This window comes from Spiroplasma endosymbiont of Diplazon laetatorius (genome assembly GCF_964019625.1).
Taxonomy (GTDB): Bacteria; Bacillota_I; Bacilli_A; order Mycoplasmatales; family Mycoplasmataceae; genus Spiroplasma_A.
This window is the reverse complement of sequence record NZ_OZ026458.1, coordinates 706,188-723,261: the sequence shown is the minus strand read 5'-3', so window position 1 is coordinate 723,261 and position 17,074 is coordinate 706,188. Positions and strand designations below refer to the sequence as shown.

14 protein-coding genes are annotated in these 17,074 nt (G+C 26.5%); 13 read left to right on the top strand and 1 reads right to left on the bottom strand.

The window, feature by feature from the left end; all coding sequences use genetic code 4:
• Positions 1-3 precede the first annotated feature (3 nt).
• The 13 genes from AACL10_RS03480 (at position 4) to AACL10_RS03420 (ending at position 15,928) form a co-directional block, all read left to right on the top strand.
• On the top strand, positions 4-2,340 hold the full coding sequence (locus AACL10_RS03480; RefSeq protein WP_338984615.1) for an ABC transporter substrate-binding protein: 2,337 nt from the start codon (positions 4-6) through the stop codon (positions 2,338-2,340).
• Positions 2,341-2,412: 72 nt separating this feature from the next.
• A complete protein-coding gene (locus AACL10_RS03475; protein WP_338984613.1) occupies positions 2,413-3,345 on the top strand; it encodes an alpha/beta hydrolase in 933 nt (310 codons plus the stop codon).
• Between the two features lie 18 nt (positions 3,346-3,363).
• Positions 3,364-4,644, top strand: a complete 1,281-nt coding sequence (locus AACL10_RS03470; RefSeq protein ID WP_338984611.1) for an ATP-binding cassette domain-containing protein — start codon at positions 3,364-3,366, stop codon at positions 4,642-4,644.
• A gap of 11 nt (positions 4,645-4,655) precedes the next feature.
• On the top strand, positions 4,656-5,651 hold the full coding sequence (locus tag AACL10_RS03465) for an ABC transporter permease (RefSeq protein WP_338984609.1): 996 nt from the start codon (positions 4,656-4,658) through the stop codon (positions 5,649-5,651).
• The gene (locus AACL10_RS03460) at positions 5,638-6,666 is read left to right on the top strand and encodes a hypothetical protein (RefSeq protein WP_338984608.1); all 1,029 of its coding nucleotides are present in this window, start codon (positions 5,638-5,640) and stop codon (positions 6,664-6,666) included. The genes AACL10_RS03465 and AACL10_RS03460 overlap by 14 nt, the downstream gene beginning before the upstream one ends.
• Positions 6,657-7,514 carry a MurR/RpiR family transcriptional regulator gene (locus AACL10_RS03455; protein WP_338984606.1) on the top strand — a complete coding sequence of 286 codons (858 nt, stop codon included), beginning with the start codon at positions 6,657-6,659 and terminating at the stop codon, positions 7,512-7,514. Before AACL10_RS03460 ends, AACL10_RS03455 begins: the two co-directional genes overlap by 10 nt.
• The gene (locus AACL10_RS03450) at positions 7,514-7,852 is read left to right on the top strand and encodes a hypothetical protein (RefSeq protein WP_338984604.1); all 339 of its coding nucleotides are present in this window, start codon (positions 7,514-7,516) and stop codon (positions 7,850-7,852) included. Before AACL10_RS03455 ends, AACL10_RS03450 begins: the two co-directional genes overlap by 1 nt.
• Positions 7,853-7,917: 65 nt before the next feature.
• A complete protein-coding gene (locus AACL10_RS03445) occupies positions 7,918-9,471 on the top strand; it encodes a lipoprotein (protein WP_338984602.1) in 1,554 nt (517 codons plus the stop codon).
• Positions 9,472-9,729: 258 nt separating this feature from the next.
• Positions 9,730-12,438: an isoleucine--tRNA ligase gene (ileS, locus tag AACL10_RS03440; protein WP_338984600.1), complete on the top strand. Its 2,709-nt coding sequence runs from the start codon at positions 9,730-9,732 to the stop codon at positions 12,436-12,438.
• A 12-nt stretch (positions 12,439-12,450) separates the two neighbouring features.
• Positions 12,451-13,200, top strand: a complete 750-nt coding sequence (locus AACL10_RS03435; RefSeq protein WP_338984598.1) for a signal peptidase II — start codon at positions 12,451-12,453, stop codon at positions 13,198-13,200.
• 3 nt (positions 13,201-13,203) lie between these two features.
• A complete protein-coding gene (locus AACL10_RS03430; protein ID WP_338984596.1) occupies positions 13,204-14,118 on the top strand; it encodes an RluA family pseudouridine synthase in 915 nt (304 codons plus the stop codon).
• An 11-nt stretch (positions 14,119-14,129) separates the two neighbouring features.
• Positions 14,130-15,455, top strand: a complete 1,326-nt coding sequence (locus AACL10_RS03425; protein WP_338984594.1) for a hypothetical protein — start codon at positions 14,130-14,132, stop codon at positions 15,453-15,455.
• 2 nt (positions 15,456-15,457) lie between these two features.
• The gene (locus tag AACL10_RS03420; protein WP_338984592.1) at positions 15,458-15,928 is read left to right on the top strand and encodes a dCMP deaminase family protein; all 471 of its coding nucleotides are present in this window, start codon (positions 15,458-15,460) and stop codon (positions 15,926-15,928) included.
• Between the two features lie 164 nt (positions 15,929-16,092).
• Here AACL10_RS03420 and rnhC read toward each other — a convergent pair whose 3' ends face one another.
• Positions 16,093-16,980, bottom strand: coding sequence for a ribonuclease HIII (rnhC, locus tag AACL10_RS03415; RefSeq protein ID WP_338984590.1), 888 nt, complete (start codon positions 16,978-16,980; stop codon positions 16,093-16,095).
• Positions 16,981-17,074 lie beyond the last annotated feature (94 nt).

Genomic DNA, 17,074 nt, shown 5'->3' with positions numbered 1-17,074 from the left:
AAAATGTCAATATGATATAAAAAAACACTTGGACTACTAGGTTTAGGACTTGCAACAACAATGATCTCATCTTCTGTTGTTTCTTGTGGGGCTGCTTCTTTTGATGCAATTTTAAACAGAATAGTTGATAAAACTAAATATTATGGAAACTATACTTTAAACGTTTCAAGTTGAAATACAGCTCACTCTATGCAAGCAGAAGATTCAAGAATATGATCTAATACTTATGACACATTCTTATCAACTGATCAATATGGAAGAATATTTGGTTCTCTAGCAATAAGTGAATATGGAGAAGAAAATGGTTCAAAGGGTCACGTTGGTAAAATGGAAGACGGTGGTAGAAAATGAACTTATGCAATGAGAGAAATGAATTGAGTTAATACAAAGGGAAATATTGTCGAAGCTAATAGAGAAAATATAGTTCTTGATGGTGTTTTAAGTGCAGCAGAATATGCTTTAAATCCTTCAAATAATTCAGACGTTTCTGAATTATGAGTTTCATTTATACAAGGTGGAGCTGAAGTTCAACAATTATTTAAAGATGATAAAGAAGAAGAAGCAAAAGATATTATTAGAGGAAAAACACAAACAAGTGATGGTAAATATTTTGGTATACATGCTGGTCAAAAAGATGGTTCAAACGATACAATAGTATTTGAACTTACTAAACAAGCACCATACTTTGAAAGTTTACTTACTTATTCAGTGTTCTCACCAATACCAGATTCATACAAGGATGCTGTCGTTAAATATCAAGATGCTTTATTTAATGGAGCATATTATACTTATCAAGCTGATGCAAACTCTGAAATAATACTTAAGAAAAATAATCACTATGCATTAAAAGATAGTACAAATATTGAAGAATTACACTTTAACTATGTGGATGGAGCTTCTGCTTCAAAAGAAAGAACTTTATTTGAATCTGGTTCATCTTCTTGATTTGAACTTAAATCAGATGACTTAAAAGGTTGAAATAAATATATAGGTAAAGGTGGAGAAGCATATGAAAATCCAAACTTTGGATCTGCATATGAAATTCAGTCACCAGATAAAGCTGGTTCATATTTGTTAGTTTACAACTACTATAATGCAAATATTGATGGTAGTGCGGGAGCTGCAGAAAAACAAAGAGCTTTAAGTGCTTCGAAATTATTACAATCTAAAGATGCAAGAGCTTATATGTCTACTGCTTTAGATAGATCAGAATTTGTTAGATACTTTTCAAAAACTATTGATGAATTAGGTGAAGATGGTAAACCAGGTAAATCTCAAATGTTAAGAAATACTTATACAGGAACAGGTGTATCTGAACATCTTGGAGTAGATTATACAAAATATGTTGCAGCAGAATATGTAGAAAACACTACAAAAAATAGTTCTGTTGAAGCTTCAAATAATTTAACTGTTTTAGATGATGGTCAAGACCCATATATGGGAAAAAGCCAAGAATTAGTTAATAAATCAGAAGCAAAACTAGTAGAAGATATTAAAACTTTTATTAATGAAAATGATATACAAACAACAGAAATTAAAGGTTATCAAGGAGAAAGAGTTGTTCTAAAACTTATTCTTTCACCTTCAAATAACACTTCTATGAACCCTTATATAAATCTAATGATGAAAAAATTCAATGCAAAAAGTGGTAATCCTATTTACATTGAAACAAAAACAATGTCATCAACAGATGAATATAAAACTGAAGGTTCAAAAGGAGCAACTGACTTATTCATGAGTGGTTGATCTCCTGACTACAAAGATCCATCATCTTTCTTGGAAACAGTTACTTTAACTGGTCCATATAGAGGATATAATGGGACTTCAAGATTATTCAAAAGTAAAAAATCTAATGGAGAATCATCTTATGAAGGTACTGTTGAAGGAAATAATTATGTATTGGCAAACCCTGAGTTAAAAACAAAAGCTACAAAAGATTTACTAAGTGCTTTTGAATCTTATTCAGAAGGTTACAAACAAGTTGATACACAAGTTAGTGAACCAGATGCAAGATATAAAGGTTTTGCTGAACAAGAATACAATTTCTTCTATGATCAATTCCTTGCTTTACCTTTATATACAAAAGCAATGCCTAAAGTTTGAACTGTTAACTACTTAAAACCATATACAAAATCATATGAATCATTTGGTACAGCTCAATTTAAACTTTATAATGTTGAAATGGATTCACAATTAGGGAACAGAGAATATTATAAAGATTCTTTAGAAGCTTATGAAAAGGCTAAAAAAATAGTTAGTGAAGATTGAATTAAAAACAGAAAAGGTGCTCATTGAAAAGTGAAAACTGACGAAAATGGAAATCCAATAAAATCTAACTAATAAATATTTTAAAAAATCTACATTTATGTAGATTTTTTTTATACTATTAAGTAAGCAAGGGGTATAAAAAAAATGAACGAAAAAATAATTCAAAAAGTAATTGATATGATCAATAACAGAAATAGAGATAACTTTGATATTTATAAAAACAATGGTTATATTAATTTACTTAGTTTATACCAACAAGCTGTTTTTGAAGAAACTAAAGATGAAGAAGTTTTAAACTTAGATGTGAGAAACTTTAAAAGAGTTGAATTTAAATCTTTTGATACAAAAAATTTGGTAGGTATTTATCACTTAAATGAAGTTAAAACAAATAAATGAATAATTGCTTGTCATGGTTTTTCTTCTTCTAAAGAATCTTCTACAATAGCAAGTTACTATTTTAATAAACTTGGATATAATATTTTTTCTTTCGACTTTAGAAATCATGGAGAGTCAGATGATGCTCTTATAACAATGGGTATAAATGAAGAAAAAGATTTATTAAGTGCAATAACTTTTGTTAAAGAACAATTAAAAGGAAAAGAATTTGGTTTAATTGGTTTTTCAATGGGAGCACATACTGTAAATAGATTTGCTTTATCTGAAGAGTGTAAAAAATTTAATGTTAAATTTGGAGTTGCAGACTCTCCCTATTTTGAAACTAAAAAAGTTTTAAAAAGAATAATCAATTCAATAGGTGGTCCTATTATAGGAAATATTTTAGATAAGGTATTAGAGGAAGTTTATAAAGTATATAATAATAAATATAAAATAAATATAGATCAAGACACATTAACTTATAAGATAGCGTTATGTGAAAAAACTTTCCCAATACTTTATCTTCATTCTAAAAAAGATGTTGTTACTGATTATCAAGATAGTGAAAAATTTTATAACCTAAGAAAAGTTTTAGATGCAAAAGATGTTTTGCATATTTTTCAAACAGGAGAACACATAAGAACACAACTTTTACATACAGAAATGTATTGAAAACTTGTATATAATTTTATAAACAAATAACAAAGGAGATATTTAAAAATGGAAAACAAAGAATTATGCGTATCATTAGAGAATGTCTCTAAAATTTTTAATAAAACAGTTTGAGCTATAAAAAAAATTAACTTAAAAATTTATAAAGGAGAAGGGGTTGCTATAATTGGACCTAATCAATCTGGAAAAAGTGTTTTAGGTAGATTGATAGCAAGTCAAATCAAACAATCTGGAGGAGTTATTGAATATAACTTTAGTGATGATAATGTTATGGCAAACATAGGGTTTCAGTTTAGACAAACTTCATGACCTGATGGTTTTACTGTAAAAGAAGTATTCAATTTATACAAAAATATTCACAATGTAAATGATAAAAAATGAATAGATGATATAGTTAATGTTTTTGGTATTGAATCAAGATGAAATAAAACTCTAACATCATGTAATACTTCTTGATTACAATTATTTTCTATTGCTTTAGCCATAATAAATAAACCAGAACTTGTTGTTTTAGATGAAGTTTCTTCATCTATAGGATTGGACTTTAAAATAAAAATTCTTAATTTTTTAAGAGAATACAAAGAAGAAAACAACGCAACATTTGTAGTTATTTCACCTGATGATTCAACTTTTGAAATACTTTGTCAAAGAGTTATAGTTTTAGAAACAGGATTTATTATATCTGATGACTACATAACTGATTGAGATAAAAATTTAACTTTTGAAAAATATTCTTTAAGCATAATGGATGCTATTAAAGAAAATGAAATAACAGTTAAACCAGATCCTTTATTTAAACCTATAATTAAAAAATTTGAAACTAATGTAGAGTTATTTAGAGATAAGTATAATATTTTCTTAGAAAAAAATGCTGATTTTGAAAATGAACCATACATAATTGAAATAAGAAATATAGATTTTCACTTAAATGAGTTACACAGCATTCTTGAACACTTACTTTCAACTGCTATAAACAGAAAAAATATTGATCAAGTTATTTTACATACTAAAATGCTTATAAAAATATTTAAAAATACTAAGAAAAAAATAAATAAGTTAGATCCTAAAGTTAAGTATAAAAAATCAGCTTTAATGTTTTTTACAAAAACTGAAAAGTTTTTAAATTACTTAACTCATGATTTATATAAAAGTTTTAAATCTAATAAATATATAGCCTATGCAACTGAGTTAACTGCTCAGCTATCAAAAAAAGAGTTAGAACAACTTTCTGCTTTGAAGAAAAAATATATTCAAGAAGAAATCAAGGTTATGAAACTTGAAAATAAAATAATTAAAAAACAACAAAAACAAGAACGTAAAAATAAATAGAAGGAGTTATTATGAGATCAACTAGATGAAGTGTTTTTAAAATAATATTTTCAATGCAACTTTCAAATTACAAAAAAGACGCTTTTGTAATTTTTTCTGGTTGAATAATAACTACTTTAACACTTATTATATGACTTGCTTTCAAAAATGCACCTGTTGGTGAAAGTACAGAGGGCGAATCAATTGTTAAAATTGATGACTTTATTTTAGCTAGTGCGATCGGTATTAGTGTTATTAGAAACTGCTTATTTAATTTTGTTAAAACTTTATATGACTTTAAACATACATTGTTTTTTGAAAAATTGTTTTCAACAAGTATATCTAAAACTTTCGTTTTTGGAACTATAATATTATTTAATCAATTAGTAAATATAATTGTTGCTATATTTATGTTTGCAATTGGTATGCTTTTTGCAAATCAAAGAATATACTTAGGGAATATAAATTGATTTATATTCTTGCTTGGATTCTTATTGCTTTCCATATCTTCAAACTTAATTGCTTTAATAATTGTTTTTACTACAAAAAAATATGAATGAGCTTCAGTAATTGCTAACTTATTTTATTTTTTACCAGTGTTTCTTTTGGGTCTTGGTATTCCTTGAAACCTATTAGAAGAGAATAAATTTGTTATGATAATCGGGTTTTTCTTACCACAAAGATATTTCTTAAATATAATGGCTTCAGGCTGGGTTGGTGATATCAAAATGCAAGAAAATGATTTTTGATATAATGGAAACTTTTGAATACCTTATTTAGTTTCTTTTGCAATAATAGTAATACTTATTATTGCTCTTATCTTTATATTTGTTAAAAAATTTGAATATGAAAATAAGAAATTTCAAAAATATTCAAGCACAATGAAACATATGGCAATTATTTCAAGTATTAAAAAAGCTAGTTCAATTGAAGAATTAAATGATATCTTAGATATCAAAAAATTAACAACAGAAATAAAAGAAAAGAAAAAAATATTAAGAGGTAAACAAAGGAATGAAAAAAAATAGTAATCAAATAAAATTACATAATAACTTAAGAACCTTTAGAGATTTATATTTATTATCTTTAAAGACTTTTGTATATTCTCCCATAAATATGTTTTTGGGAGTTTTTCTAGTTATTTTCACATTATTTATTTGATTAACTTTTAAAAGTGACAACCCATTCTTATTTGCATCTGCTATAGGTACTTTAATAGTTAGGAACGGAGTTCATACATTTCACAGAACACTTTCTAATAATAAAAATACTGGTTTTATAGGTAGGATAAATAACACTGGATTAAATGTGTTTATTAGGCCAGCAGCAAATATTTTAGCTAACTTTACAATAAATTTTGTAATTACATTAATACTAATGTTATTAACAATAATATTTTTCAACGATCAAAGATCATTATTTTCAGGAGTTAACTGAGCTATGTTTATTTTTGGAGCAATTAGTTTATGATTGCTTTCTGTTATTATAAGTTATTCAATATTCATATATGTAAAATCAACAATTACAGGAACTATATATGTTTCTTTAATATACTTATTTTCATATAACTTACTTGGTTGTGCTTTCCCATATGAAGTTATTGCTAAAATTTCTTGATTAAATATAATCTTGTATTTTTTACCTCAAAGATATATGTTAAATGTCATGCAAGCTGGATGAGTTAATGCAACAAATTTAAACTATGCTGGAATTGATGGTAAATATAAAGTTGACTTTAGATTGGGTGAAAATCTTGCAATACCATTTGCAGTAACTTATGCAATGATATTAATACTTTCATTTTGTTTAATAACATTTATAATAGTTAATGTAAGAAAAACAAAAGTAGATATTTATGGAACAAGTGTTGTTCTTAAATTATCTTCTGATTACATAAAAGATATTAAAAAATGTTCAAGTATCAGTGAACTAAAAGAGTTAAGAAAAAAACACCTTGAAGAAACTGATTTAAACTCTAGATATATAAAAAGTGCTCAAAGTAAAAGACTTATGAAAAAAGAAGGAAATAAGAAATGAAAATAATAGATTTAGAAGATGGAAAATTAAACTCTACAGAAAGTTCAATATTAAACTTAATTAATAATGATCCAGATTTTTTCTGTACACACTCAATTCAAGAAGTTTCAAAGGAAAGTAATGTAAGTCCTTCAACAATGACAAGGGTTTGTCAAAAATTAGGATTTAAATCTTTTAAATCAACTCAAATGTTTGTTTATGAAAAATCACGTATGCAAAGTGGTTATTATAAATTGGGAGAAAATAATACTATAGAAGAAATAATTCATAACGTTAGAGGAGCTGCAATTTATACTATTAATGAAACATTAAACAGTATTGATATAAAAGAAATAGAGGAAATATCTAAGAAAATATACTCTTCAAAAAGAGTTATTATTTTTGGTTTAGAACAACAACAAATTAGTGCTAGTTCTTTTGTTTTAAATTTATCAAGAATAAATATAATGGCTCAAAATGTTTCAAACATTCACAACTATGTACAAAGAACAATATTTTTTGATGAAAGTGACTTTGCAATCTTTATTACAAGAACGGGTTGAACAAAAGAAATAATTGAATCAATTAAGTGAACTTATAACAAAAACATTCCTATGTTGGTTTTAACAGCAGATAAAGAAATAACAATTGAGCATTTAGAGAATGAAATTGATGTAAACAAAATAAGTTTGATTGAAACTCAAACAATTAGTAATGACAAAATAAAATATCCTTCAATATCTTCTGTTCCTGGGGAAATGATTATATTTGACTTAATATTTAATATAATTGTTAGTCAAAATGAAAAATACAGAGAAAAATTTAAAAAGACAGCTGAAATATCTCTAAATTGAAACTTTGAAGGTAAAATCTAATGGATAACTTTGAACTACAAAAGAAAATAGAGTCTTTAGAAAAAGAACTTGAAAACTACAAAAAGAGAGAAGAGTATACAAAAACTGGTTTGGAAAGAACTAAAAGTGTATATGAAATAGCTAGAAAAAATGCAGAGATAATAATATCTAAATCAATTACTTTGGCTCATGATTTTAAAAAAGATATAGAAGATGTTCTATTAAATATAGAAAAAAATCCTTTAGAATTTGTTAAATATTTAGAAGAGTTTTTAGATAAAAATGCACACTTCATAAACAATAGAGATCAACAAATAAATGAATTTTTAGATGAAGTAATTGAAAAAATTAAAAAATAAAGGCAATTAATATTATGTAATTGCCATTTTTTTTGAGGTATAATTATTCTAAAAGGAGAATTTATATGAAAAAATTACTATCAATTTTAGCAGCTGTTTCATTTGTTGTTTCAACAACAAGCACAACAGTTGTTTCATGTGCTGTAAAAACAAGTGGTATAAATTCTTTAAATTACAAATGAAATCTTGGGCAAATGACAGAAGTTAACCAAAAAGAAATAATAAAAAAAATAGCAGAAGTTAACGGTATAAATTCTTCAAACATTGAAAATAGACAAAAAGACATTGAAAATTTAGCAAGTATGAGATTTGATCATACAAGTATAACTAAATTAACTTCAAGTGAAATAGATGCTGATTCTGGTGATACTTATGTTGCAACTATAAGAACTTCTGAATACTCTAGAGTTTTAAAAGGTAGAACACAAGTTACTTTTAAAGCAACACCAGAAGTAATTGAAAAAGCTAAAAATCCAATTGCTCAAAAAGAAAGTAATTTATCAGGAACTTGATGAAACTGAGGTAATACTCTAGATGTGAATGGTAAAAATATTACTTTAGAAGGTAAGGATGCCAAATTAGAAAAATTAGTATCTAACAATAACCCTTATGATATTATAAATATTTCTTCTACTTTTACTAAAGCTGGTAAATACGCAATTGACAGTATTGCTATGAATGATTTCACATTAACACCAGAATTAAATGATCCAAGTTTTGATAATCAAAACTCTAAATTCCTTATAGATAGAAAAAATAAAAAAGTAAATTCAGATGATGTTAAATTTATTACATCTTTTGGTGGAGCAACTGCAGATAGAATGTTGTGAAATTGAAAACAAAAAGATGAATTAAAAGATAAATTAAAATCAATATTAGATGGATTTGGTTTAGATGGTATTGATTTAGCTGTTGCTGGAGAAACTCTATATAACAGAGAAAGTCAAGAAACTTTATGTCAAGCAGTTAAAGAAATAATGGTTGAAAGATGACTGTCTGGAAAAGATTTTTACTTAAGTATTTCAGCAAGATTGATTTGAATGTTTAAAGATGCTTTAGATAGAAACAAAGCTACAGTTATTCCTTTAATAGATTCATTGGAAGGTTGATATGATGATATAACACTTCTTATGTATAATATTACAAGACCAAAAAACTTTGCAATAGCACAAGAAGATTTTGAAATAGACGGTCAAAAATTTAAAAAAGGGGATAAGATTGGCACAAAATACAATCCTCAAATAGAAAACGCTTCATATTTCTATGGAACTTTAAGAGCTATAATAGATCCTAGTTGATCTAAAAACTCTAAATTTATTGATTTATCAAATAAACCAATAAGAATTAGTGTGGCAAATGAATATTCAACTACATCAAGTGCTTTTGGTTTCAAAAGCGGTGATTTATCTGTTGAAAACAAAAGTAATTGAGAAATAGCTTTAGAACAATTTAAAAAAGATTCACCTGAAGCATTTAAAAACATAAAAGGTTTCAATTATTTTGGTGTTAACATAGATCAAATATTATCTAATGAAAAACCAAGTGAACCAAAACAATTTTTATATGGTTCAAACTTAAGTAGAGTTATTAATGAAAATTTAAAAACAAATCAAGAATAGTAAGACAAGGTTTAAATAAAATTTTTTCACAGAGAGTTAATGGTTGGTGAGAATTAACAAAAATTTATTTAGATTATCACTTATTTTAAATAGGAGAAGAAAAGTTCAATACCCAGTAGAACTCCTCGCAAGGATAGCGTTAACAATCTAATTGAGATAAATAAACATCTATTTTTTGTGTTTATTTAATTAGGATGGTACCGCGTTAAAACGCTCCTATTATTAGGAGCGTTTTTATTTTGAAAGGAATTAATTAATATGGAAAAAAATTATAAAGATACATTACTTATAAATCAAACTAGTTTTGATATGAAAGCTGATTTAAAAACAAAAGAGCCAAATATTCAAAATGAATGAAAAGAAAAAGATATTTACAAAAGAAAACTAGAAGCTAATAAGAATAAACCAACTTTTGTTCTTCATGATGGTCCACCATATGCAAATGGTAATATTCACGTTGGTCATGCTTTAAATAAAATTTTAAAAGATTTTATTGTTAGATGAAAAAGCCAAATAGGTTATAACTCACCCTATATTATGGGATGAGATACTCATGGTTTACCAATTGAAACTGCAATAACTAAAACTGGAGTTGATAGAAAAGCTATGAGTCCAGTTGATTTTAGAAACTTATGTAAAGAATATGCTTTACAACAAGTTGCCAATCAATCTGAACAATTCAGAAGATTGGGTATTTTTACTGACTATGATTGTAAATATATAACATTAACAGATGATTTTGAATTAAGTGAACTTAAATTATTTTCTAAAATGGTTGAAAAAAATTTGGTATATAGAGATTTAAAACCTATTTATTGATCTCCATCAAGTGAATCTGCATTAGCTGAAGCTGAAATTGAATATGCTGAAATTAAATCTCCAACAATTTTTGTTGCTTGTCCTGTTTTGGAAAATGAAGAATTGCAAAACACTTGTCTTGTTATTTGAACCACAACTCCTTGAACAATGCCTTCAAATCAATTAATTGCTTTAGGAGAAGAGTTAGAATATGTTCTTGTTAAACCAGAAAACGATGAGAGACAATTTATTGTTGCAAAAGATTTAATCGATTCAGTTTCAGAACAAATTGGTTGAGAAAACTTAAATGTGGTTAAAACTTTTAAAGGAACTGATTTAACAAATATTAAATACCAACATCCTTGATATGAAGATAAAACTGGTTTTACAGTTATTGGACACCATGTAACAAGTGAAGCTGGAACTGGTTTAGTTCATATTGCTGGAGGTTTTGGTGAAGATGACTTTGAAATTGTTACAAAACACAACATTAAAGCTTTTGCACCAATTGATGATCAAGGTAAATTTGATGTAACTGTTAAAGATTCAAGATTAGAAGGAGTTTTTTATGAAGATGCAAATAAAATAATTGGTATGGCTTTACAAGAAAAAGGGTTATTATTAAAACTTAAATTTGTAAAACACTCTTATCCTCATGACTGAAGAACAAAAAAACCAGTTATTTATAGAGCAACACATCAATGATTTGTTGGTCTTTCAAATGTAAAAGAAGAAATCGATAATGCTATTGTTAATAATGTAAAAACAAATCCTGAATGATCTAAAGAAAGATTGAGAAACATAATAAAAGATAGAAATGATTGAACAATTTCTCGTCAAAGATTATGAGGAGTTCCAATTATTGCATTCTTTGATAAAGAAAAACAACCTCAAATAACAAAAGAAATTGTTGATTTTGCAATTGAAGTAATTGCTCAAAAAGGAACAAATGCTTGATTTGAATTACCTGCAGATGACTTCTTACCAGAACAATTTAAAGGATTGGGTTGAACAAAAGAAACTGATATTCTTGATGTTTGATTTGATTCAGGAAGTTCAAACTTAGCAATTGAACAAAACTTTGGATTACAAAGACCATTTGATGTTTATTTAGAAGGAAATGATCAATATAGAGGATGATTTAACTCATCAATGATTAACTCTGTAATTTATGATGGAAAACCTGCTTACAAACAATTAATAACTCATGGTATGACAAATGATGAAAAAGGTAAAAAAATGTCTAAATCAATTGGAAACACAATTGACCCATTAGATATTGCAAATGACCTTGGAGCAGATATTTTAAGACTTTGAGTATTTTCAACTGACTTTACAGATGATCAAAGAATTGGAAGCGAAATCTTAAAACAAGTATCTGAATCATATAGAAAAATTAGAAACACAATTAGATTTATGTTATCTAACTTAGTTGATTTTGACCCTAAAAAAGATTATCAAAGTGATTTAACTGATGTTGATAAGTTTGCACTAAATAACTTAACAGCAACAAAAACTAAATTCTTTAATGCAATGGAAAACTATTCATTTAATAGTGGGTTTAAATTAATTAACAACTATGTAGCAAATGACTTATCGTCATTCTACTTAGACTTTATTAAAGACATTATTTATGTTGAAGCTGCAAATTCTACAAGAAGAAGACAAGTTCAAACAGTTATGTATGAACAACTTTGAGCATTATTAGATATGCTAAAACCAGTTTTAATTCATACAACTGAAGAAGCATATCAACATATTCAAAATATCGAAAAAGAAGATTCAATTCACTTATTGGATTTAAGAGAACAAAACTTCTTACAATCTGATGAATTTAACTCTAGATGAAAAACTGTTTTAGATTTACGTGATGATGTAAATGAAGCTTTAGAAAAAGCTAGAAATGAAAAAATCATTAAAAAAGGGTTTGAAGCTGTAGTTACTTTAGAATTAAAAAATGAATTTGAATTCATAAAACAAATTGAAGACTTAAATCAAATTTTAATCGTTAACTCAATAAACTTTTTAGAATCTAAAAATGAAATTAACTCTAAGGTAGCAAATGTTAGTGTAGAATTAAAACAAGGGTTAAAATGTCAAAGGTGTTGAGCAATTTTTGATGAATTGAACGACGATATTTGTCAAAGATGTTTTGATGTAATCAATTAAGGTGTGAAAAAAATGAAAGACTTTATATTTAACATTAAGTCAAACTTAAAAACATATAATTATATTTGAAAATACAAATTAGTATGATGTTTACCACTCATACTAATTTTAGTGTCTTTAGACTGAATCAGTAAAGCTATTGTGGTGGCTGAAATGAAAACTGAAGGAACAACTGCAACGTTTATTCCTGGTTTTATTAATTTTAGTTATATCATAAATCCTGGAGCAGCATATGGTATGAATGCTGGAAAAATTGGTTTAGCAGTTTCAATAGCTGCTATAGTTACACTCATGTTAATTGCAGTATTTATTTTTATCAAAAATAAATACTGATTAATACCAATTACTTTAATGGTCTCTGGAAGTATTGCAAATTTAATTGCAAGATCTTGAGCTCCAGCAACAAAGGAAGAGGGCATCAAAGGAGGGGTTGTTGACTTTCTTCAATTTGATTTTAAGTTATTTGGATCAGATGCTTATATTTTTAACTTAGCTGATGCTTGAGTTTCTATAGCTGTAGGAATAATAATAGTTATGGTGTTAGTTTATGTTGTGTTAGAAATAATAGAATACACAATGAAGAGAAGCAACCAAGAAAAATACGAATACTATTGTGATATTGTAAATAAAAGAAACCTTCTTTTTGAAGCATACTATCATAGTTTAGATTTTAAAAAAGAAGATAAAATCACTTACAAAGAATATTTATTAAAACATAAAGAAATTTCAAAAGAGTGAAAAGAATATAAAAACAAGGGGTAAATTATGGAACAATTAGAAATTAAATTAGAACAAGACTCAGGAAGATTAGATAAATATTTAACAGATTACTTAAAAGAAGAATATGATTTTTCTAGAAGTTATGTTCAAAAACTAATTGAATCTAATGATGTACTTGTAAATGAACAACCTGTTTCTGTAAAATACAATTTATTAACAGATGATGTTATTAAAATGAATTTAAAAGAACCAACAGAATTAGAAGCAAAAGCAGAAGATATAGATTTTGAAATTGTATATCAAGACAAAGACTTATTGGTAGTTAATAAACCAAATGGTCTTGTAGTTCACCCTGCAGCTGGTAATCCAAGTGGTACTTTAGTAAATGGTTTATTATTCAAAGTAAAAGACTTATCTTCAATTGGTGGAGTACTTCGTCCTGGTATAGTTCACAGACTTGATAAAATGACAACAGGATTAATGATTGTTGCTAAAAATGATAAAGCTCATAAAAGACTTACAGAAATGTTAGCAAACAATGAAATCCACAAAGAATATATTGCTTTAGTTCATGGTGTTGTAGAACATAATGCTGGAAAAATAAATGCCCCAATTGGAAGACATAGAGGGGATCGTAAAAAAATGACAACAACTGATGTTAATTCAAAACATGCCATTACAAACTTTAATGTATTAGAACGTTATGAAAACCATACAAAAATAAGTTGTGTTATTGAAACTGGAAGAACTCATCAAATTAGAGTTCACATGTCATATATTAAGCATCCAGTGGTTGGAGATCCTTTATATGCATTTAGAAAAGACATGGAAGAAGAGTTTGGGCAATACTTACATGCTTACAGATTGGCATTTAATCATCCAATAACTAATGAAAAAATTGATTTAATAAGTGAATTACCAAAAGAATTTAATGATAAAATTAATACGTTTAAAGAATAGGTGAGTAAAAGATGACAAATTTTAATGAATTAAAACTTAATTTAGTTCACTATTTTGTTAAAGTTGAAAAATATAAGGCTTTGGAACAATACAGTAATGATTATGTATCTTACTTAGTTAATCCAAAAGCTAAATTCAAAGTGATTAGAGTAACTGTGGGTTCACCTGTTACAACTGATAAAAACTTAGAAGAAATAAAAGCAAACTTAAAAGAACAAAAAAGAGAAAAAATAGAAATACTTAATTTAGCTATAAGTGATACAGATATAGATATTGCTTTAGAGGGAACTACTTTAAGTTTTTCTAGTTTAGAATCTTCAAAAACTAAACTAAAACCATATTTTTCTAAAATAAACTCTTTAAAAGAAGCTGAAAAAAATGAAGTTGAAGAAAATATTTCAGATGAAGAAATGATTGAGATTTTACAAGATCCAACAAAATCTTCAAACATTAAGTTTAAAAAAGCCGTTTCAAGAATGAACAGAAATAGTCCCATATCTCTGTTGCTTCTAACAGTATTTTTTGTAATGCCATTAATCACAATGGTTTTAAGTATGATGTGATTTCAAGGTCAAATAGGTCCTCATTTAGATTTATTCTTTGGAGCAACAAATAGAAACCTAACTATTGTTGGTGGACAATGATGAAGAATATTTACATATGGATTTACTGCAAACTCAAATGGTTTTTTGATGGCTTTAATTCAAATATTTTTCTTAACTGGAGCAACAATTAAAATAGCTCGTTATACTGAAGGGTTAGTAGGTTCTTTAAAATTTGCTTTAGCAGTCTTTATAACTTATCCATTGGTAGGTTTCTTTGTAAGTGCTACAATGCCATCTCAAACAGCTGTTTTCTCTGGTGGATTAGGATTTATGGCAAGTGTTGTTGGTGTTTTGGGTGTTACAACTTGAGATAAAAAAAGAGAACCAATTCAATTGTTTTCTAAAAATAGAATGATATTTCCAATACTTTGTTTAGTTATTTATCCTTTATTTTTAGGACAAGCATATTTATATATAATGATAATTGCATCGGCTGCAATTTCAGCAAGTATTTACTTGTTAAGTACTTATAAAAAAGAAAATATGGATAAATTGATAATTCTGCCAATTACTATTTTAGTTGCAGCTTTCTTCTTACCACTAACCTTATCTTTAATTAACTACTACTCACCAGCTCATGATATATATTCAGCTACAACATTACTTTATTATGTTGCTAATGGATTTATGTCAGAAAAAAGAGCTAATGAAATACTTTGAAATAATCACTGAAATTGATATATAGGTCAAAACTCAAATGGTGGTTGAAGTATATTTACTTGAGGAATTTAAATATGAAAAAAAGAGATAATTATATAGATTGAGACACTTATTTCTTAGCTATGGTACAACTTAATGCTATGAGAAGTAAAGATCCTTCAACTCAAGTGGGTTGTGTTATTGTAAATGACTTAAAACAAGTTGTTTCAACAGGTTATAATGGTCTTCCAAGAGGTTTGGATGACAATAATTATCCTTGAAGTAGAGAAGGTGAACTTGAAGATACTAAGTATCCTTATATAGTTCATGCGGAATTAAATGCTATTCTATCTTCAAAAGACTCAGTAAGAGGGTGTGAAATTTACACTAGTTTATTTCCTTGTAATGAGTGTACAAAAAGCATAATACAATCAGGTATTAAAAGAATTATTTATTCATCTGATAAATATGATGAAACTGTTGAAAATAAAATAGCTAAAAAAATGCTTAAAGAAGCAAATGTTGAATTTGTCTTTAAAAAAGAAGTTAAGGTAACTATAAATTAGTTTTATAAAACTAACTTTTTTTTTTTTTTTTTAGATTTTGGAATATAATATTTATGTGTTAGTTTACTAGCACTCTGTATTTCAAGTATTAATTTAGTTTAATACATTGAGTTCTCAATGCGTCCATCGTTGAGAATAAAAAAAACCCAATTATTTGGGTTTTTTTATATTTTGCTATTGAAGTGCATTTTAGTAAACTTATCAATTTCTTGAGGTTTTTCACTTTTATATTGATTAACTAGTGCTTTAACGTGATTATTGGCTCCTAAAGGTAATTTAACATCATATTCATTTTCTAGTTTTTCAATTTCTTTTAAGAAGTGATACCTAGCTATAATACTTGCACAAGCAACTGAAATATATTTTGCTTCTGCTTTTGTTTCAAAGTATATATTTTTTATTATTATTTCTTGATCTGCTAAGTATTTATAGTAATTTCTTTCATCTACAAATTGATCCATTATAATCTGAGTTTTTTCTAACTCAGGATTATTTCTAAATATCCTTTTTAAAGCTTGGTTATGACAAATAGCTTTTAAAGTATGTGTATTTCTATAGATATCATATGCTTTGTTATATTTAGAGTTTTCAAGTACATAAACTTCTCAAGTTATTTTGTCTTTTAACTGATCAAATAAATCTATTATTTTAAAGTCATTTATTTTTTTTGAATCTGTTATTTGACTTGCTAAAGAAGGGTAGTTTACTTCAAAGTCCTTATCTATGTAAACACAGCAAGTAACTAAAGGGCCAAAGAAATCACCAACTCCAACTTCATCACACCCAATGTTTGGAAGAGCTATTTTTTGATTTGAAATAGAGTTTGTCACTTTGTTTTCCATTTTTAATCCATATTTGTTTGCAAACAACTCTATTTCATCACCTTGTAGTAATATTGTGTTTGTTGTATATATATTTACAACAAGACCTTGAGGTAATCTGAATAAATACTTTATACTTGGGTTTTTTGAAGTAGATAAAAAGTTCTTATTATCTTCTACAATTTTTTCTATTATATTTTCACTTACTTTTTTAAAACTATAGCTATTCATTGTCATCAAGCCTTTCAAATAAATTATAAAGTAAAATATGGTTAAGGTTTCAAATAATAATATTGGTATAATTATTGGTAGTGAGATTGGAGTG